Below are 21071 nucleotides of genomic sequence, written 5' to 3'. Positions count from 1 at the left end.
ATCAGAGGCCGAACACAACAAACGCGTTACAGCCACTCAGGGATGGTATCGCGATTTATCATTTCGTCAAAGGTCGGACGTGCCCGGATGACAGCGAATTGATGCTCATTAACAAGAACTTCAGGCACCAAGGGCCGGGTATTGTACTCGCTGGCCATCACCGCGCCATAAGCACCGGCACTGCGAAACGCGACCAAATCACCGGCTTTCAAAGGTGGCATCATGCGTTCTTTAGCAAAAGTATCGCCACTTTCGCATACTGGCCCGACAATATCATAGGGTTGCTGTTCAACACCGGCTTCGGGTTCTTCAACAGCAATAATATCATGGTGTGCCTCGTACATAGCAGGGCGAATCAGATCATTCATCGCACCATCAAGGATCAGGAATTCGCGGTCTTCGCCGGATTTCACATAAATCACCTTGCTCACGAGTATCCCGGCATTGCCTGCCACTAGTCGGCCCGGCTCAATCTCGATCTCGCAGCCCAGATGACCCAGTTCCTCTTTGATCATCTGACCATATTCTACAGGCAAAGGCGGCGCATCGTTGGACCGTGTATAAGGTATACCCAAACCACCGCCCAAATCGAGACGCATGATGTCGTGGCCTTCGGCCCGTAGCGCCTCGGTCAAATCGGCAACCTTACGGTAGGCCAGACGAAACGGCTCCAGATCGGTGAGTTGGCTACCAATATGTACATCGATGCCCACCACTTTCAGCCCTGGCAGGGCGGCGGCACGGGCATAAACTTCTTTCGCGCGGGCAATCGGGATGCCAAATTTGTTTTCAGATTTGCCTGTGGCAATTTTGGCGTGAGTTTTGGCGTCAACATCTGGGTTTACCCGCACCGCAATCGGCGCAACGACACCCAGCTCTTGTGTTACTGCGCTCAGCACTTCCATCTCAGGTTCGCTTTCGACGTTAAACTGCCGAATACCACCCTCAAGCGCCTGACGCATTTCATCGCGGGTTTTACCAACACCTGAGAAGACGATCTTGTCACCTGACACGCCAGCGGCGCGGGCGCGGGCATATTCCCCACCCGAGACCACATCCATCCCGGCGCCGAGCCGGGCCAATGTTGTCAGAATCGCCTGATTGCTGGCGGCCTTCATCGCGTAACAGACCAAATGTTCGGTTCCGGCAAGCGCCTCATCAAACAGACGGAAGTGTCGCTCTAATGTTGCCGTTGAATAGAGGTAAAACGGCGTACCAACCTCTGCCGCGATATCCGCTACAGAGAGGTCTTCAGCGTAAAGCTGCCCGTCGCGATAAAGAAAATGATCCATGATCCCGCCTTAACAAGAGTTCTGACAAGCCTCATATCAAAGCGCGCGCACAATGCAATTGCGCAGATCTAAAGTCCAACACCAATTGAAACAGGGCCGACTTGTGTCGCAACGCCCACATTGGTGTTAACCCCGTTCTTACCCACGCCAATCGATGTGGTCACAGAAGGGGCATAGAATGGCTGCCCATCAGCACCACAGCCGACAAGTAAACCCAGCGCGGCAATCAAAGCGGCGTATTTCATTCCAACATCTCCTTCCAACGGGCGACCTGTGCCAACACTTGGCTTGGAGCGGTTCCGCCGTAACTCACACGCGAGGCGACCGAATTATGGACACCCAATACCTCGTAGATATCAGAAGTGATATCCGAATGCACGGATTGCATCTGTTCAAGGTTCAAATCTGGCAGGTCACACTCATTTTGCTCAGCCACGGCCACCAATGTTCCGGTCACATGGTGCGCATCGCGGAAGGGCATGCCCAGCACCCGCACCAACCAGTCAGCCAGATCGGTTGCGGTCGAAAATCCGGAACCTGCGGCAGCCTCCAACGACGGGCGGTTGGCCGACATGTCTTTGACCATGCCCTCCATCGCGGCCAATGCCAGCATCAGGTTGTCGGCCGCATCAAAGACTTGCTCTTTGTCTTCTTGCATGTCCTTGGAATAGGCCAGTGGCAGCCCCTTCATCACCATCATCAGGGCCACATTCGCCCCAAAGATCCGTCCAATCTTGGCGCGAATCAACTCAGCTGCGTCTGGGTTTTTCTTTTGCGGCATGATCGATGATCCGGTTGAGAACCGATCAGACAACACAACAAACCGGAACTGGGCCGAGGACCAAATCACCAGCTCTTCTGCCATGCGGGACAGGTGCATCGCACAAATGCTTGCGGTGCTCAGGAACTCCAATGCAAAATCGCGATCACTGACCGCATCCAACGAATTGGCACTTGGCCGGTCAAAGCCCAGCGCTTTGGCGGTCATGTCACGGTCAATCGGGAAAGAGGTCCCGGCAAGGGCTGCGGCACCCAAGGGGCATTCATTCATACGTTTACGCCCATCGCGCACACGCGACAAATCACGACCAAACATTTCAACATAGGCCATCATGTGATGCCCCCATGTCACCGGCTGCGCGGTCTGTAGATGGGTAAAGCCCGGCATCACCCAATCAGCACCAGCCTCAGCCTGTGACAGCAACGCTTGAATCAAAGCCAAAAGACCGGATTCAAACGCATCAAACTGGTCGCGCACCCAAAGCTTAAAGTCGGTTGCAACCTGATCGTTGCGCGACCGTCCGGTGTGCAAGCGACCCGCTGGCTCGCCAATGATTTCTTTCAGCCGCGCCTCAACATTCATGTGAATATCTTCCAACGCGGTGGAAAATACGAAAGTTCCGCCCTCAATTTCTGACAAGACCGTGAGCAGGCCTTCCCTCATCGCCTCGGCATCCTTATCACTTACAATGCCTGTGGCGGCCAACATGGCGGCATGGGCGCTTGAGCCGGCAATGTCCTGTGCTGCCATTCGCTGATCGAACCCGATCGAGGCATTGATTGCCTCCATGATTGCGTCCGGTCCAGCGGCAAAGCGGCCGCCCCACATCTGGTTCGAGGTTTTGTTTGTCATGTCTTGCCCTTCGGAGGGAAAATGCGGAAATTTCGTTCAATCGTCCTTTATATGGCACTGGCGCTGGGTGCAAATGCTGCATTCGCGGCAGACCCTGCTGAAATCACCGCCCTGCGCGAAGGCGATATGAAAAAGCTGATCGTCTATGAGGAGCCGCGCCCAGCGTCGATCGCGAACTATGTCAACGAAGACGGATCAGAGGGCACGTTGGCCGACTACAAAGGTAAGGTCGTCGTTCTGAACCTCTGGGCCACATGGTGTGCACCCTGTCGCAAAGAAATGCCCAGCCTATCCGAACTTCAGACAGAATTGAGCGCTGAAGGCGTCGAAGTGGTCACCGTCGCCACCGGCCCGGTTGCCACACCGCCGCCGATGATTGCCAAGTTCTTTACCGACATTGGCGTCGACAACCTGCCGCAACACCGCGACCCCAAACAGGATCTCGCACGGTCGCTGAAAATCTTCGGTCTGCCCGTGTCGATCATCATCGACCGGGACGGCAATGAGGTGGCGCGTATGTTGGGGGATGCTGACTGGAGCTCAGACAATGCCAAAGAGATTTTGCGTGCCTTTGCGGAAAATACGCCCTCTTAAGCCCCATTATTTGACCCCTGGTTAATTTCCCTGCACAGTGAAGGAAAAATCGAGGGAAAATTTGGAACATATCGCGTTTACGACTGAAATGGCCGTGGTCATGGCGACCTTGGCCTTTACTGTGTTTTTGTTCGTATCGGAAATCATCAGGGTCGATCTCGCGGCCATTTTGATTTTGGTTATTGTCGGTATACTCAGTTACGTTCCGGGCCTCGAAAACCTTGCTGATGTCAATCATCTATTTGACGGTTTCGCTTCCAACGCGGTCATATCGATCATCGCCGTGATGATCGTCGGTGCAGGCCTTGATAAAACCGGCATCATGAACAAAGTTGCCGCTGTCATCCTGAAACGCGGAGGCACGTCCGAGACGCGCGTTGTGCCCATCGTCTCTGGCACCGTCGGGGTAATCTCCAGCTTCCTGCAAAATGTCGGCGCCGCCGCATTGTTCCTGCCTGTTGTTAGCCGTATCTCTGCCCGCAGTGGCATCCCACTATCGCGCCTGCTGATGCCCATGGGCTTTTGCGCCATTTTGGGCGGCACGATGACCATGGTAGGATCGTCACCGCTCATTTTGCTTAATGATTTGATCCGATCGGCCAATGATACCTTGCCGGCAGATGCACAGATGGCCGAATTCGGCCTGTTTTCAGTAACACCCATTGGCTTTGCGCTGGTGGCAACCGGTATCATCTACTTCATGTTACTGGGTAAATTCGTCCTACCTGGAAAAGTCGATAAGGTTGATGCCTCTTCCGGGCAGGGAACCTCAGATTACCTGCAACGTGTCTACGGCTTGAAAGCCGATGTTTATGAGGTGGACGTCCCCGCCGAGAGCCCATTGGTTGGGCAAATCCTCGCAGATATTAACCTTGAAAATAACCTCTACATCATCTCGACCTACTACAAAGGTAAGGTCTCGATGGTACAGATTCTCACAGCCGAAATTGCCGCCCCTTGCCGGTTGGCTATCATCGGCAAAGGCGTGATCGTCGAGGCTTTTGCCAAAAAATACGGTCTGACAATTCGACCTTCACTAGATGTCTTTTCGGAAGAATTCGCTCCAACCAACGCTGGCATTGCCGAAGTTGTGATTCCACCGGATTCAAAGTTGATTGGAAAGTGCCCGCGTGACTTGCTGCTGCGTAAAACATATGGCCTTAGCCTGCTGGCCATTCACCGTGGCGAAGACACCTTAAGCCATGTCGAGTACGGCGATCACAAACCCACCGCCATCGGGTTGGTACCATTTCAAGCGGGCGACATGTTGGTGGCACATAGCCGCTGGGAAAACCTAGTTCGGATCAAACGTGACCGCGATTTTGTTGTCGTCACCGCTGATTTCCCACAAGAAGAATTACGCCCACAAAAAGTTGGCGTAGCGCTGTTTTTCTTTGCCATATCCCTGTCGATGATCCTCTTTACCGATGTTCGCCTGTCACTCTGTCTGCTCACCGGGGCCGTCGGAATGCTGCTGACAAAAGTACTCACAATCGACGAGGCGTACCGCGCTGTCGGCTGGAACACAGTATTCTTACTCGCCAGCCTCATACCCTTAGGGCAAGCCGTTCAGAATACCGGCACTGCGGAATGGATCGCCCAACAGATCCTGACACTACTCGACGGCTGGCCCATCTGGGCACTACAAGGTGGTGTCGCCATCTTAGCCACAGCTTTCTCACTAGTGATGTCCAATGTCGGCGCGACCGTGCTACTGGTGCCACTCGCGGTCTCAATCGCCGTGGCGGCGGGCGGCAATCCCGCGGTCTTTGCCCTCACCGTAGCGATCTCAACCTCGAACTCGTTCATAATCCCCACCCATCAGGTCAACGCGCTGATCATGGGTCCAGCAGGGTACAAGGTCACCGATTTCGTTCGCTCCGGCGGGATCATGACCGTTCTGTTCTTGGTCGTCTCAATGGTAATGCTGAATATCGTCTACTAGGGCCCGCAATCATAACCCTTGTTTGCAAGGTCATTTGTGTCTAAAGGCAGCCCATGCTGGATGATGCCGAAGATATTCACGCGCTTTTCAATGAGGCGCCCAAAACAACCGAGTTCCGCAAGCTGCGCAAACGTATTGTGCGCCAAACGCGGGAGGCGATTGATCAGTTTGGCATGATCGAAAAGGGCGCGCGCTGGCTCGTTTGCCTGTCAGGTGGCAAAGACAGCTACACGCTTTTGGCCGTACTGCATGAACTGAAATGGCGCGGGCTTCTCCCGGTCGACATTCTGGCCTGCAACCTTGATCAGGGTCAGCCGGGGTTTCCGGCTACGGTCCTGCCAGAATTCCTTGAAAAGATGGGCGTCCCCCACCGGATTGAATACCAAGACACCTATTCGGTTGTGATGGACAAAGTCCCCGAGGGCCGCACATTTTGCGCGCTTTGCTCGCGCCTGCGGCGCGGCAACCTATACCGCGTTGCCCGCGAAGAAGGCTGTTCTGCCGTAGTCCTTGGCCACCACCGCGACGACATTCTAGAGACGTTCTTCATGAACCTCTTCCACGGTGGCCGTCTGGCCACCATGCCGCCAAAACTGGTCAACGAAGAGGGTGACCTGTTTGTTTACCGCCCACTTTCCTTTGTGGCCGAGGTCGATTGCGAAAAGTTCGCAACTGGAATGAACTACCCGATCATCCCTTGCGATCTTTGCGGCTCGCAAGATGGCCTGCAACGTCAACAGGTCAAACAAATCCTTGATGGATGGGAAGCCAATCGCCCCGGTCGCCGTCAGGTCATGTTCCGCTCACTGATGAACGCACGTCCTTCGCACCTGCTTGATCCGAAACTCTTCGATTTCACCGGCCTTACCCTTGGCGACAAATCAACCGACCCCTTCACAGACGGCTTGCCTAAACTGCGTTAAAGGCAGCTGCGATTCATACCTTTAGCGTGACGAAGTCGTAGAGCAGAGCGACTGTTTGAAAGTTAGTCTCGAAAATCAATTTTCAGATTAGAATGACCCGTCTTGACGTCTGACGGCTTCACATTGTCAACTCGACGGCATGAGAATTCATTTTTGACATCAACTTTACAAACCAGAGATTACTATGCCCTTTTACCATGACCTGAAGAAATATGACCCCGACCCGATCTATCCAAACAAAGCTGAATGGATTGCCAACCGCCTTCTGACTCTGCGGTACGATATCGCACAAACCATCACCAAGGACCGGCGCCCCAATTCACTTATCATTGGTTCTTGGAACATTCGTGCGTTTGATGGCGGCATGCCTCGGTTAGACGAGAGTTTCCACTATATCGCCGAAATCGTCTCGGCCTTCGATATCTGTGCGATCCAGGAACTTCGCGATGACCTCGTGCCGCTTAAACGACTCTTGGGGCTTCTGGGGTCAAATTGGGATTACTTCGTTACCGATGTTGGCAATCACGAAGGCGCAAATTATGAGCGTATGGGATTCATCTACAACAAAAACAAAGTATTCTTCCGCAATGTGATCGGCGAGATTGTGATACCCTCTGGTGCGTTAAGCGACGGCAGTCAGATCGCACGCACACCGTTCTTCGCTGCTTTCCAATCCGGTTGGTTCCGCTTTACACTATGTTCAAGCCATATCATCTATGGCGATAATCTCGGCATGCGCGCACAAGAGATCAAAGCCATCACAAAGGCGCTCTTGAAACGTGCCAAGAAGGAAGACCAAGTCTTCATTTTCCTCGGTGACATGAACATTGAAAGCCGCGATGATGAAGTCTGGCAGGCGCTCGCCGACAGTGGCATGCAGGTCCCACGTTTCGAAGCCACCAACATGAAAGGCGATAAGTTCTACGATCAAATCGCATATACTGACAAAGGTGCCTCTACCCGTAAAACCCGCCTCTTACGTCACGGGTTATTCGACTGGCGAAATGCGGTTTACGGGCCCACACAGGGTCGCGACCCTGCTGCACCCGATGACCCGGAATTTGTCACCCGAATAACGGATGCCGAACACCTTGCGCACTATGAACCTATCAATGCCGCAATGCGCTCTGCTTATGGCAAATCCCCTTACGCCGACTTCGCGTCTCAATACGCCAACAACTTTATGACGTTCGAGATGTCAGACCACCTGCCGATCTGGGTCGAGCTTGAGGTCGACTATTCCGATGCCTATCTCACTCGTTTTCTCTCTGACATGGGATGAGACAAGCGCGTAGGGCGGCAGAGTGCACGCACGGGATGCCACCCTAATTCTACGTCTTTAACATGTCAGGAAACTGCGGCATGAGTGTTCAAACATGCCACTGTTAGAGAGCACTTTATTTGTTGTGGAAGATGAAACCGATAAAGTTCAAAAGTAACTGCGCTGCCAAAACCTGAGTACTTTCAGTAGGATCATAAGCAGGGGCGACCTCGACCAAGTCGATCCCAATAACATCACCACGTTTGGTTAGGCCCTGCACGATCTCCAGCACGTCATAATACTGGAAACCGCCATGGCTTGGTGTTCCCGTGCCGGGCGCAATTGAAGGGCAGAAAGCATCGATATCGATGGTGACATAATACCGCGCACCTTCTGGGATGCGATTCAGAACGCCTTGCGTTCCCAGCTTGCGCACCTGTCGCACAGAAAGAATGTCAGAGCCACGCGCACGCGCGTCCTCATAGCCTTCTTTCGCGGTTGATGAGACATTGCGAATGCCCAGCTGCGTCATGCCAGAGACATAGTCTTTCTCAATCGCGCGACGCATGGGGTTGCCGTGACCTTCGGTGATGCCATGGCGCTCATCGACAAAATCCAAGTGCGCATCAATCTGCACCACATGAATGGGGCCGTTTTTAGCGCAGTCTTCCTCATAAGCGCGAATGCAGGGAATGTTGATCGAATGATCACCACCGATGGTGACCGGAATCGCCCCCGCATCCAGGATTTTTTTCACCCCATATTCAATGTTGGTGTGGCTCTCATCTGTCTTAGTATGGATAATGTCGGCGTCGCCAATATCGACAATACGCACATCTTCACCCAGATATGTTGCGTCGTCTTCATGATCATAAGCGCCAGCATGGCCAAAGCTGAAAAGTGTTGAGGCCTCACGTACCGAACGCGGGCCAAACCGCGCTCCGGGCCTGAACTGGCAGCCACAATCAAAAGGTGCCCCCAAAATCGCCACATCGGCATCGATTGCATCCCAGTTCTCTACGTAGGGTTTCTTGCCAAAGGTCGAAATGCCGACAAAAGGCAGGTTCAATCGACCAGATTCGTATCCATGTCCTGACATGTTTTCTCCACTTCTTTTGGGCTCTGTCTCAAAATTTTCGTGTTTCGGTTACGGCGATTTGCAAGAAATTGTGCAACAACACGGTGTTGATGTCGACCATGCCACTCTGAACCAATGTATTGTCAGATTATCACCTTTTCTGACAACACAGACAAGATCGCACAAGCCGCCAAGTGGCTCATCCTGACGGGTGGATAAGACCAATGTAAAGGCCGATGGATGTCTCTGTATTGAACCTTGATCAGTCTCTGTCTCAACAGATTAATCTAAGCGGCAAAACATCCGCTATGTGCAGGTATATTTCTACGAAGGATTGGCCGCTTGATAAGAGACTACCACTCGTAGAATTCGATGTTGTCAGCCGAAAGGGAATAACCCGTCTTAGCAATTTCAGTGGACTGTAACTGTGTACGGATCACACCAGTAACCCAAATCGGAGCCCAGAACTCTTGGTTCGGCCACGGGGGGTCTGCTTTCACAAAAACCAACTGATTTGCCGGTGGAGGAGGCGTGTGTAGGCAGGCACCGACATAGGGGACAAGAATGAAATCTGTCACACCCTTGGATCCCAGTTCAAGCGGGATGATGAAGCCGGGCATGCGGACATAAGCACCGTTAAGCTTATCATTTAACTTGGTCGCATTGGCATCATAAATAGGGTTCCATGTATCATTGACCTCATCCATCTCGCCTTCGCCAATGATTTCAGAATAAGGGACACCCTTTGGAATAAGATCATCCCAACCAATTTCACGCGGGTTTGCGGCCCAAAGGCTGGAAGGTACGGCCATCCCTGAAAGGGTGGTTGCTATTAGCTGTCTGCGGCTCAGATGTGTCATTGTTTTCTCAATCTACCACCGGCATCCCTGAATCGATAGGTGCCCATCATTCACGATTAGTTTTCCAAGCTCATTTTCGCCGAAGCTCGTTGCGCGCGTCCAATATAGTTTGCAATTGCAAGTTGTTCAGAAGGGTCACGGACTTTTTTGTCTAACATCACTTGAACTAGGGCTTCACCCTGAGACCAGTCATTTCGCTTACCGAATTGTCGTACAACAATGGATGCTGTTTCAGGCCGCATTGCTACCATTCGCGACAGGGCACTTGCTATTGCTCTGCGCAAATCTGCCGTAGCAATCCCATTGTGAATGGCCAGCGCTTCAATCGCCTGTTCCAGCTTATCCAACGGTTGCCTCGGGCCGGACAACAGAACGGACTCAAGGCGGAGCACACCTTCGACACCATCCAGCTCAATCAATGCTGTGGCGAAAGCACCAAGATTGGTGGCCCAGTCCCAGTCTTTACTGCGATCAAAGAACGCATAAATCTCTTCGCGTGCTGTATCCTCACCACTTAATCCCAGTAGCAAAATGCGGATTGACTGGAAGGCATATCCCTGTCTGGTCCAAAGTTGACTTAAAAGATCGTCATTCGGGATGTTCAGATCAATGCTTTGCAACATCCGATAAGGGGCTTTGTCAATTTCGCGCAGGGCCAGCCTTCGGAGTGTAGGGTCAGAATGGTCTAAAAACGCTGCAAACATGGCAAAGCGCTTCGGCCCATAACCCGGATCCCAATTAGAAACGTCCGCCTCCACCTGCTCGATCATGGACAGAAAAGCGGCATTGACATAGCTGACATACTCCCACTCTTCATCACCTTGGCGTGCAAAAAGAACGTAATCCTCTGTGTTACGGGCCATCTTTTTGCGCAAAACGCTGTCCACCAGATAAGGGAGCGGTTCGCCTGGGGCGTTTCCGCGCAAGACCTTGGCGGTCGCAAAGGCGAATTCGTTCTCGGCAGAGGGCCTGCCCAAGATCACATCTTTGCCTTCAACCAGCCAATCCACTGCGGTTTGTTCCGGCACATAATAATGGAACGAACAGGCCGTTGCCTGCCCCGCAGCCAAAACAGCGGACAAAACCAGCGGAAAGGCCAACTTTCGCAAAGGTTGGGTAAGGTGCGCCAATGGTATCATGTCCTGACCATCATACCATCTGCCAACGACAGACGATAGGCCCGCAGGGCGGGCACCAGACTCACAAGCGCCCCAGCAAGCACAACAACCACCAATACCCCGAATTCGCGAAGAGATGGGGCCTCAATTGGCAACCATAAACCAAAGGCACTATCAACAAACGGCTGAGCGATAGCCAAACCGACATAAAGCAAACCCAACCCCAAAACCGCCCCGGCAGCGGCTGTCAGCACCGCCTCAAGTACCAGCAGCCCCAGAATGGTTGTCGGACGTGCCCCCATGGCACGAAAGATTGCCATTTCGCGGCGGCGTTCATTCAGGCTGGAAAAGATCGTCGCCATCATTCCGATCAGCGCTGTAACCACCACCATGGCCGAAACCCCCAGCAACGCGGTTTCGGCAATACTAACAATAGCCCAGAGCTCTTGCAGCGCAACACCGGGCAACACGGCCAGCAGTGGCTCTTGCCGGTATTCGTTGATCGCACGCTGTAAGGCAAACGTTTGCAGTGGGCTCTCAACCCCAACCAAAGCTGCAGTCACCGCTTTTGGGGTAAGGTCCATCTTCCGAATTTCATCTATAGGGGTGCTTTTCCCAGGAACCTGCCCACCGTTTTTCCAATCCACATGAATGGCTTCGATTGCCTCCATGCTGGTGATCACCGTGCGATCGACCGGCGTGCCCGTTTTGTTCAAAATGCCAGAAACCCGAAACGGCTGATCCTTGTGTTTCGTGAACGAAGCCAGACCATGCGCCACCACAATTGGATCACCGACGCCATAACCGAGTGTCGCAGCCACATCCGCGCCGACCACCGTATCGTAAAGGTCCGCCATCACTACGCCGTCCTGCATCGTAAGGGCCCGCCCCTGACGATATTTGTAGCGCGTGAAAAACTCTGCCGTGGTGCCCATCACACGAAACTGCTGATGGCTGTCACCAAGCGCAATAGGCACGATCCAGTCCACCTCGGGCCGGTTGGCGATATCTTGATAACTTTCCCAAGTTACATTGTTTGTAGCGTTGCCAATGCGAAAAACGGAATAAAGCAACAGTTGAACAGACCCTGACCGGGCCCCGACGATCAGATCAGTGCCTGAAATCGTATCAGCAAAGCTCGCCTTGGCCCCGGTGCGCACCTTTTCAACACCCAAAAACAGGGCCACGGACAAAGCAATGGCCAGCACCGTCATGCCAACTGTTAAGACACGGGCCAACAGTGACCCGATGGCCAGACGAAGGATCATGCAACCTGCCTTTCGACCGAAGCAATGTCTTCCATACGCAACACCCGGTCAAAACGGTTAGCAAGCCGGGGGTCGTGACTTACCATGAGTAGGGTTGTACCATGCGCATGCACCTGCTCAAACAGCAGATCCAAGAACGCCGCCTGACTGTTTGCATCCAACGCCGAAGTCGGTTCATCCGCAATCACAACTGGTGGTCGTCCAATCAGAGCGCGGGCCACGGCCACACGTTGCTGCTGTCCGACACTCAAAGCGGCTGACTTGGACAAAATCACCGTCTGCTGAAGGCCAAGAGCCGCGCAAAGTGCCCGCGCATCAGCTGCCGCATCTGCAACACGTGCGCGACGTTCTGGAGCAAATTGCAAAGGCAGCTGAATATTGTCCATGACTGAACCAAACGGCAGCAGGTTGAACTGCTGAAAGATCATACCGATGGTTTCCGCACGAAATCGGTCACGTGCGCCACCAGAAAGATGTGCCAAATCAACATCTGCCACAGATACCTGCCCCTGATCCGCAAGAATGGTGCCGCAAATAAGAGATAACAATGTGGACTTGCCCGAACCACTTTCGCCAAGCAATAGCACAGTTTCCCCCGCCTTGATGGAAAGCGTAGGCACTGACAGACAAAATGACGCGCGGGATTTCCATTGAAACCGCACGTCATTCAGCACAAGAATGGCGTTCTGCTCGTTCACATTCAGAACATACCGCGCAAATCCAGTTCAGGGGAAGAGCGTTCCACTTCAAACGCCTGAGCACCCGAGGCGGTTACAATCTGAATCTCCAGCTCGCGGGCATTCTCAAACGCGTTGAAATAGGGGAAGGAAAGGCTCGTGAGCGCACTCATGTCGTCACAGGTCAACAGATACTCGGCGTGAAATTCAGTGTGACCTGCTTCCTCTGCATGATCCTCTTCGTGTTCGTCATGGTCGTCATGCTCATCGTGATCGTCGTGATCATCATGGTCTGCATGATCATCATGCTCATCAGAATGCGCGTCATGTTCTTCTTCACTTTCCAAAACCGCACTGGCCTGGGTGACACTGCATTGCGCACTTGCCGGAAATTCGAATAGCTCCAGCGGACGCGCCAGCGCTGCGACGGCAGCCTCAACAGCCGCGCGATCTTCGTCACTTTCGGCCGCATATTCAAACCCAACGATATCCGCACCCGGAGCATGGAGCTCCATGGCTACAGATGCGCCATCAAATGCAATGTTCAAAGCTCCAACGCCATGTTCATGTGCATCCAGTTGGCGCGCATTCTCCGCAAGGGCAGGGGACGCAAGACAAGATAATATAACGAGAATTTTTTGCTTCATAACAAGGCTTTCATTGGTCAGGACCAGTTGCAAAACTTACGCGGGCACGCTTTTCAGTTTACAAAAAAGTAAGGCAACGCACAAAATCTGTAAGTTGTATTGGTTCGCATAGTACTGGCTTTCGATTTTGAGTCTATGCAATGTATGTTATGATATAACGTACATTGCAACAAGAAAGCAGCTTGCCCAGACCCCTCCGCGCGACAGACCACAGCGTTAAAACCCTTGCGAATTGGGGCCGTCCACACTTGGCAATACCCGCCATATTAGCAAGATGCACAAGCCGCTGAAGGACTGCGAGACGCCGAACAACGGGCGGTTTTACGCGCATCAAATTGACAGAATCGTCTATTCATGGTTGTATTTTAATATTCAGAGTTTGCCCATTTTTAGAATTTTTCGCTCCAAGATATTCGCAAAGGTCATTAAATATGCCCTTCGATCTGGCTCTTATAGACTTGTTCAGGCCCTATATTCTTAAGGGCGAATCGACGGCGTGGCACGCCGTTCTTTCAGTGATCTATGTAGAAAGCTACGAAACTGCGTCAGGCCCTGGTGGCATGGTTATTCGCGGTGTCGGGCGATTCTCAGGAGATGTTGATCTTCCGACGTTTGATCCCACCACTGGCACCCTGACCGCAGGTGCGGCAAACACCGAAGGCCATCCGCGAAATCAACCTGACAGATCTGAACCTTGGCTTGATGTCACCGACAGCCGCGTCGAATTTTCGATGACCGTGCCGCGTGTCGCCGGAACAATTATTGCCAATGGTGTTGCCTCTGTGCCCGGTGGAAATGCAGCATTTCAGCCCGTGCGCGATGTGCTCGATACCCTGGACGCGCCCCCGATTGATCCTCCGCCGTCGGATTATCCCAATACTGGTTTTACGCTAGATCTGATCCTTGCCGGGATTGAATTGCGTCCGCCATTTTTACAGCCAGCACAAATGCGCCCCGATGGCCTGTTGGTACCGCACCCAACGCGCACCGATGTTGTATTTCACCTCCCCAAGATCAAGCTACGCTTGACACAAGGGTCAGATACGAACGCGCAGCTGCAGGTTTGCCTCATGTCACTAGGGGCTTCTGGCTTGGACGATCCCGGCGCCCTTGCGGCGGCAGAATTGGTCACGATGGAACCGCATCATGCGTTCATTGGGCCGGGCCGGATCGTGGGGTTTGGCTTTCGGTCCGCTTACCTTGACCTGTCAGACGGGTATACCCCGCCCGAAGTGTTGTCACAATTCGGCTTTGATGAAGCTTGGACTGGCTTGTACCTGCCCGAAATCCGCATTTTCTTTGCCCCCAACGGAGCCGAAGATTTTGCTGTTAATGCCGGTGTAGAAAACCTGCTAATCGGAATTGGTGGGTCAACCGGGGTGACCGGCGACTTTGACGTTGCTGTGATCAATCAAGGCGGTGGCGATCTGGCAATCGGTGCAAATTTCTTCACCAGCGACCAGCGCGGCATCGGGATCATCCGAACCGGACCCAGCAGCGCCACTGCCGCATTACCCGAAACCACACGTTTGGCCGTCGATGTACGTGGCGGACGCGCCCCTTACAGCGTAACGGTTGATCAGGGTAGTGGTGCACAGGCAGGCGTTGTTCATGATGTGACAACACCTGCAACCGGCACACAAACCATCACAATAACTGCCACAGATACCAGCGCACCGCCAAAGCAGGCAACACTTACAATCACTGCGGCACGACGTGCACCTCCGGCAATTACGCCCCCTCCGGGTGAACCCCTTGCCGCGATCTTATCGACCACATCGATCACACGCGATGGCCAACCACTGGCAGCCCCTCCACTCGCCCTGTTGAATGACAATCGTCAAGCGGGTACCGCTCGTGTCAGTCTGGCAGGTTCCAGCATCCCAGCCGCCACAGAATGGCGCATCGATGGCGGCCCGCCCACTGTGGGCACCAGCGTTGATATCGATGTATCCGGCGGCGAAGCCAAAACCATCGAGGCCCGCACCCCCGATGATGCGGTAACATCCCTGACTGGCTATTTCCGGTTTGACACACCCCCTAAGAATGACCCGCTGAACTATTGCCGTGTCTCCGGCAACATTCGGGATGATCAGGCCCTGATCGCCAGCAAAACCTCAAACTGGCGGCCCGGTGCAACTGCATTTGATGTGGCCAAGGCCGATATTCTATCGCGGATAAACCCCAAGGACGTCACGATTACCGGCACTGCCAGCTATGATGGGAATGACGGAAAAGCACAATATAACTGGTTGCTCAGCCAACGCCGCGCCAGCGGTTTGCGCGCGCTTTTAGATGACAGGTTCCCCCCCGGATTCACAGGATCGGATGAGCCAACTGGCGTCAATCACACTGTAAACTGGCGTGACAACACTTGGAAAATGCAAGGCGAGCCTAACCGTTCTCAATGGTGGAATGCAGAGGTCTCCGGTTTTTCAGTCAATCTGCCCGGTGAGGTGATCACCGGAGATATCCGCCGACCTGATGTGCCTGATCCGTTGCCACCACCGGTGGTGACGGACACCCCACCCAGCGATCCGGCCACGCCAGATTGGTTCCGTTCTGCACGGCTCAAAGTGCGGATTATCCGCAATCAGTTCGTCGCGCTTGAACTTTCGGGGCAAATTGATTTCCAAACCGGTATGGAAAGCGCGCTACAGCGTGGTGGTGCCACCGAAACCCCGGATGATATTCGTGGAATTGGCAATAATCCCGCTGACGGCATCACCGACTTCTTGTTCCTTTATCAAACCGATCCAGCCAGCCAGACAGACGAGGTAAAGCTCTATATCGGCGCTGATCCCGCCGATAAGGACGGGTTGCTCATGACAGGTCAGCTGCCAGGTCAGGCGCTCAAGCCTAAGAATTTCGGGCGCGATCTTTTGGGTATGACCACGATCTTCACGCCGTTGCTGTCAGAAATTGCCCCCCCTAACCCTGCTGATGGCGGCATCGCCCCGATCGTTGCCTCAGCGGCTGTCGTTGGGGTGGCAACCGGGCTGGCACAGGCCGGATTCTTCAATATCGAACGGGTGATCCTCTTTGGTGGCGAAGGTGCATTCCGCAGGCAAGACGATCTGTGGCAGATGAGCTTCCTGTTTGATGTTGAAACTGCCGTGTCGGTCAATATCGCCTTTGGCGGTGGGGATCCTTTGTTAGAAATTCCGCGCGATACGCCTCTGGCCGTACGGTACAAAGCAATCGGTCTTAGTTTCGGCGAGCCCCCCGGCGGTGGCGGGCGGTTTGAATTCCGCCCTGTGTTTGATAGCTCAAAAGGGTATTCCATTGATGTCTCTGGCCCCGGTGCCATTCGTGTTGCCGAACCGCTGGGCCAAATCCTGCAAGTGCTGGGTGCACGTATTGCCCGCACCAACCCGCTGAGCTTTGAAATCGATCTGGGCTTTGCCATCGACCTTGGTGTGATCTCAGTTGATCGCGCACGGGTGCGTCTGCCTGTCGACCCCTTAGGCCCACCGGAACTGACGGCGTTCGGGGCAGGGCTCAAGGTGCCCGGCGTGCTGGAAGGCACCGGGTACATGGAATTCAACGATGGACCGGACGGCACCGAAATCAAGGGCGGCATAGATGTGCGCCTGATCCCAGTGAAAATGCGGATCGCAGCGCAAATCGCAATTGCCCAAATTCCAGAAAGCGCAGGCGGTCCCGCAACCGGTGTTGCCGTCGCACTCGAGGTCGAATTACCTGTGGCCATCCCGTTGGCACAATCAGGGTTTGGCATCTACGGTTTTGTTGGCCTTTTTGCCATGCACTACGCCCGCGATGAAGACGGCATCACATCGCTGACCCCAGCGCTGGAATGGCTAAAGAACCGGGCGAATGGCGACCCGACCAACCTTCAAGCATGGAAAACAAACGTCGATAGCTGGGCCTTTGGCGTGGGCATCACACTGGGCACAATGGGCAGCCCGATCATTTTCAATGTCAAAGGTATGTTCTTACTGGAACTGCCCGGCCCGCGCGTTCTGTTGGTGGTCAAGGCGAACCTTCTGGCGGTCCTGCCAGCCCTTAAGGACAAGAACGCCGAAGGCACGTTCCTTTGTGTGATCGATCTGGATTTTGGACGCGGCACTCTGACCATTGGCATATCAATTGATTTTACAATTGATCCTCTGGTTGAAATCAAAATCCCGATCGAAGCGTTCTTTAACCTTGAAGATGGCAAGTTCTGGCACGTCTATCTGGGCAGTTTCGAAGGTACAGACATGCAGGGCAACCCCCTGCCCGGGCCAATTCGGGCCTCTATTCTGGGGGCGTTTGACGGCTCAGGATATGTCATGTTCTCGGGTCATGGTATTCCCAGCTATCAGCCGCCCGGTAATAATTTGCCTGCGCTCAGTCAGGTCAACGGTTTCGGCATCGCCGCAGGGCTTGAGGTTTCGATCATCTGGGGTAACACCTCGATCAATCTGTATCTCAAGGTCACCGCTGGCTTTAACGCAATCATTGGCTTCCAGCCCTTCTATGTTGGCGGGTTGCTCTACCTGCGCGGTGAACTCAAACTATTTATCATCAGTCTTTCCGCCTCGGCGGCACTGACGGCTCAGGTGGGCGAACGCGCAGACGGAACACAGGTCAGCCGAATCGATGGCGAAGTTTGCGGTGAGCTGGACTTGTTCTTCTTCACCATCAAAGGCTGTGTTGATTTCCACATTGGTGAGGATTCAAAAATCCTCCCACCTCCGCCAGAACTTTATGCCGGCGCTGTTCTTGTCAGCCGCACCCCTGCACTGGCCGAAGGCACCGGCGTTGATCGCGGCATCGACAGTAAAATTGGCGAAATGCCCCGTGACAGCAACCAGCCCGCTAACGACGATATGCCCGTCGTTCCCATCGATGCAATTCCGGTGATCAGCCTTGCAATGCCTGCCCTTGATGGTGGTATTGCACCATTGGGCGAAACCCCGGGTGGCAGCACTGGCGCCCCAGCGGGTGGCTTCATCGGGCGTGGTGATTTTGGCTATCGCTACACAATGACAGACGTCACACTGGAACGTGTGGGCGAGGCAGACGCTGTAATGCCTGGTAATACGCCGTCAACCTGGTGGACACTTGAGCCTCCCGATGGCGAAAACCTGACAACACACCTATCTCTTCTCAACTGGGTTCCCAATCCTGCGCCCAAAGCGTTGGAACGGTCCGAGATCCTCGAAGAGACAATCCGCGAACGGTGGGGAAATGTCTGCGACCCTGCGGCACCTGCTGCGCCAGTTCTGTGGACCTTTGCAGACGAACGTCTGGGTCCGGACCCCGATGGCTGGGATCTGAAGGGCATTGCTTGGCCGGACCCGGTGGATAGCTCGCGCTCTGTAGAGGCAGACAAAGATCTGCACGTTCATGAAACATGGCGTTCCGGCAATCTAATGCTGGACCAGCTCCGCGGGATTGTCCCTGCCATTGTCGAAGGTGGTTTGGTCAACTGCGCCCCAGAGCCAAAAGATGACACACCAGATGGCCCCGGCAACATTGCCGGGCGTCTGAGTGATCTGGCGATTGCCCGTCGCCCGCGTGATCTTGTGACCTCCGGTATTTTGGCAAACAATCCGTCCGCACACACGATCAGCCGAAATCTTTCTCTGGGAGTGGGCACGCTGAATGACGGTGCGATTTCACACGCCGAAACCAATTTGACCAATGCGCTGGGGGGCGCCCGGGCGCGCCGCTTGGTCGAACGGGATCTGGTTGATCGGGCTGTGGTTGGATCATTCGGCTCACGCAGGGCAGTTGATAATCTCAGTATTGAACACCTTGACCTAAGCGAAGCTGTGCGCCGTCTCGATCAAGGGTTGAACCTTAACCGCAGCGCCTTGCTGAGCGTCGGAAATGGCCCAGTCACCGCCGCCGCTCCACATGGTACCACCGTTCCGGGTGGTCCTACCCATGATGGACCAAGATGCCCTGGACGGGTATTGGCATCCCCCCTGTGGGACACCGGTGAACCGGTCGTATTCGGTGATTTAAGCCGTGCCGACGATATCGCCGATCAGCTTGCTGAGCTGGGAATCAAGCATGGCCCACTTTCAGACGTCATCGAAGTCGACAGCGGCGCCATCCTCGAAGGTCATCTGCTAATGTGGGTGAACCGCGGCCTTCTGAACGATCAGCAAGGATCAGGTCGTGGAATGATGATCCATTTCCTTGATGCCGAGGATAATATTTTGGGCACGCGGCCTGTCCGGGTCTCGGATTTGCTGGCGGTGACCAGCCTGCCCACACGCTGGGCCGACATGAATGGGCCATGGTTCGAGGACCTGTATCACACCATATTGTACGGTCAGTCCCGCCTGTCTCCACGTCAGCCAGTTTGCGTGAAACTGGATCCGCCCGACGGCACCGAAAAGTTCCGGATTGGCGTGCTTTACCTCGATAAAAAACAAGCAAGCCGGTTCGAACAACAGGGTCGTCCCTATTATGTTGGCGCGATTGAACTGACCCGCATGGGTGAGGTTGAACGCGAAGAATATGACAATACAGAAATCGAAAAAGACCGTCAGGTTCTAGAAGAATTCCTTGGCCCGCAAAGCGGCGATGTTGCGTTGCTGTTCCCCAACTCTGTCTACCGTGTCAGCTGTAGCAGCGATGTACGTATCCGCGACGACGAAGGTGCCGAAAGCGATGCAGCAGCTCAAACCGCAACGTTCTGGTTCCGCACAGATGCCGCCGCGCCAAAACGGTTGGACCCATGGATTCTGTGCACATTGCCCGCCGAGAGCGAGGCACATGTCTTCGGTCTGGATGCGCCACGCGTTGTCTTTGCCACAAATGCAGTTGATCAATTGTTTGCGGCTTACGGCAAAGAATTGCGTGTCCGGCTCAAGGCGGCATCGTTCCGCCAGGTTGATGAACCTGGCCTGCCGCACCCTGTTCCGATTGATGCAGGCACATTGGAAAACATAAAAGCGCATGTGCTTTCCCCGTTTGAAACGGTAATCCAAGAGGTGTTGCAAGAAACCGGGCCTTGCGTACCGATTGACGGCGAACGTGTGCGTCATTCCATGCTCACCCTGCCTATTCCGCTTGATCCCTACACTGACTACATCATGGACATTGAATCCGTTGATATTGGGGCCCCGGCTGAAACGGTTGGTGATCGTGTCTATCGGTTGAATTTCTCAACCGGCCAGTTCGGCCTGACCGAGGACTTCGCCCGTGATTTCCAAGCAACCCTGACCGAGCATCGCTACACCGAAGCAGGCGTCCTGCAGGCAATTGCCAACGACCCTCGCTTTGCTGGCCGTGAATTGGACAGTATCGTTGCTGGGCAGGATCTGTTGACTGCAATGGGCCCCGAGCTGGATGAAGAACTGATCGGCGCAGGGCTAGAACCCATGGATGTGCCGGGTGCCGCACGCATCACCGTATTCTGGGAACAGGTCAACCCGGCCGCTGATCCGCAACCGGCTGCGGTGTTGCTAGATGCAAGTGAGCCAATGCACCGGACGCGGCCAATTCCGCAAGAAGTGACCGAAGAAGATCCTGACGGCATTGCCACAACACGCTGGCGTCTGGAACCGACACCATGGTTGTCGATCGCTGAAAACGCCTCTTCTGACGATATCGTGGACAAAATTCTCTTTGCGCCGGGGGCTCAGCGCGCCCTGATCACTCTGAAACCGGGATCACGTGGCCAGAGCCTGCGTATGGATATGATCCGCAAGGCATTTGCTGAACCTTATCTGGATGAAGGTTTCGCAAGCGACGTGGAAATTGAGATCATTGCAACAGACCTGGCCCGCGCGCCGTGGGAAGAAGAATAG

Annotated in this window: 14 protein-coding genes; 5 read left to right on the top strand and 9 right to left on the bottom strand. The window is 54.2% G+C overall.

The window, feature by feature from the left end; translation table 11 throughout:
* Positions 1 to 26: 26 nt before the first annotated feature.
* The 3 genes from lysA to argH form a co-directional block, all read right to left on the bottom strand.
* On the bottom strand, positions 27 to 1292 hold the full coding sequence (gene lysA, locus D9A02_RS05790; RefSeq protein ID WP_120500043.1) for a diaminopimelate decarboxylase: 1266 nt from the start codon (positions 1290 to 1292) through the stop codon (positions 27 to 29).
* A 68-nt stretch (positions 1293 to 1360) separates the two neighbouring features.
* A complete protein-coding gene (locus tag D9A02_RS19155; RefSeq protein ID WP_162932972.1) occupies positions 1361 to 1537 on the bottom strand; it encodes a hypothetical protein in 177 nt (58 codons plus the stop codon).
* Positions 1534 to 2925 (bottom strand): argininosuccinate lyase, encoded by a 1392-nt coding sequence (argH, locus tag D9A02_RS05785; protein WP_120500042.1) that lies wholly within the window; start codon positions 2923 to 2925, stop codon positions 1534 to 1536. Before argH ends, D9A02_RS19155 begins: the two co-directional genes overlap by 4 nt.
* Before the next feature lie 21 nt (positions 2926 to 2946).
* Between argH and D9A02_RS05780 the strand changes: the two genes are divergently transcribed.
* The 4 genes from D9A02_RS05780 (at position 2947) to D9A02_RS05765 (ending at position 7669) form a co-directional block, all read left to right on the top strand.
* Positions 2947 to 3519 carry a TlpA disulfide reductase family protein gene (locus tag D9A02_RS05780; protein ID WP_120500041.1) on the top strand — a complete coding sequence of 191 codons (573 nt, stop codon included), beginning with the start codon at positions 2947 to 2949 and terminating at the stop codon, positions 3517 to 3519.
* Between the two features lie 88 nt (positions 3520 to 3607).
* On the top strand, positions 3608 to 5464 hold the full coding sequence (locus tag D9A02_RS05775) for an SLC13 family permease (protein ID WP_120500408.1): 1857 nt from the start codon (positions 3608 to 3610) through the stop codon (positions 5462 to 5464).
* Between the two features lie 53 nt (positions 5465 to 5517).
* The gene (gene ttcA, locus D9A02_RS05770) at positions 5518 to 6387 is read left to right on the top strand and encodes a tRNA 2-thiocytidine(32) synthetase TtcA (protein ID WP_120500040.1); all 870 of its coding nucleotides are present in this window, start codon (positions 5518 to 5520) and stop codon (positions 6385 to 6387) included.
* Between the two features lie 184 nt (positions 6388 to 6571).
* Positions 6572 to 7669, top strand: coding sequence for an endonuclease/exonuclease/phosphatase family protein (locus D9A02_RS05765; protein WP_120500039.1), 1098 nt, complete (start codon positions 6572 to 6574; stop codon positions 7667 to 7669).
* A 115-nt stretch (positions 7670 to 7784) separates the two neighbouring features.
* Here D9A02_RS05765 and speB read toward each other — a convergent pair whose 3' ends face one another.
* From speB to D9A02_RS05735, 6 genes are all read right to left on the bottom strand, one after another.
* A complete protein-coding gene (speB, locus tag D9A02_RS05760) occupies positions 7785 to 8747 on the bottom strand; it encodes an agmatinase (protein ID WP_120500038.1) in 963 nt (320 codons plus the stop codon).
* 332 nt (positions 8748 to 9079) lie between these two features.
* Positions 9080 to 9586, bottom strand: a complete 507-nt coding sequence (locus D9A02_RS05755) for a DUF3299 domain-containing protein (protein ID WP_120500037.1) — start codon at positions 9584 to 9586, stop codon at positions 9080 to 9082.
* Between the two features lie 56 nt (positions 9587 to 9642).
* Complete coding sequence (locus tag D9A02_RS05750) at positions 9643 to 10716, bottom strand: hypothetical protein (RefSeq protein WP_162932971.1); 1074 nt, start codon at positions 10714 to 10716, stop codon at positions 9643 to 9645.
* 5 nt (positions 10717 to 10721) lie between these two features.
* Positions 10722 to 11972 carry an FtsX-like permease family protein gene (locus D9A02_RS05745; protein WP_120500035.1) on the bottom strand — a complete coding sequence of 417 codons (1251 nt, stop codon included), beginning with the start codon at positions 11970 to 11972 and terminating at the stop codon, positions 10722 to 10724.
* A complete protein-coding gene (locus D9A02_RS05740; protein WP_120500034.1) occupies positions 11969 to 12670 on the bottom strand; it encodes an ABC transporter ATP-binding protein in 702 nt (233 codons plus the stop codon). Before D9A02_RS05740 ends, D9A02_RS05745 begins: the two co-directional genes overlap by 4 nt.
* A 2-nt stretch (positions 12671 to 12672) precedes the next feature.
* Complete coding sequence (locus tag D9A02_RS05735) at positions 12673 to 13296, bottom strand: DUF2796 domain-containing protein (RefSeq protein WP_120500033.1); 624 nt, start codon at positions 13294 to 13296, stop codon at positions 12673 to 12675.
* Between the two features lie 431 nt (positions 13297 to 13727).
* Here D9A02_RS05735 and D9A02_RS05730 point away from each other — a divergent pair, with 431 nt between their 5' ends.
* On the top strand, positions 13728 to 21071 hold the full coding sequence (locus tag D9A02_RS05730) for a hypothetical protein (protein WP_120500032.1): 7344 nt from the start codon (positions 13728 to 13730) through the stop codon (positions 21069 to 21071).

Origin of the sequence: Roseovarius sp. EL26 (genome assembly GCF_900327775.1) — a bacterium.
Classification (GTDB): domain Bacteria; phylum Pseudomonadota; class Alphaproteobacteria; order Rhodobacterales; family Rhodobacteraceae; genus Roseovarius.
Note: the sequence above shows the minus strand (reverse complement) of the source record. Positions and strands in the feature narration are given on the sequence as shown.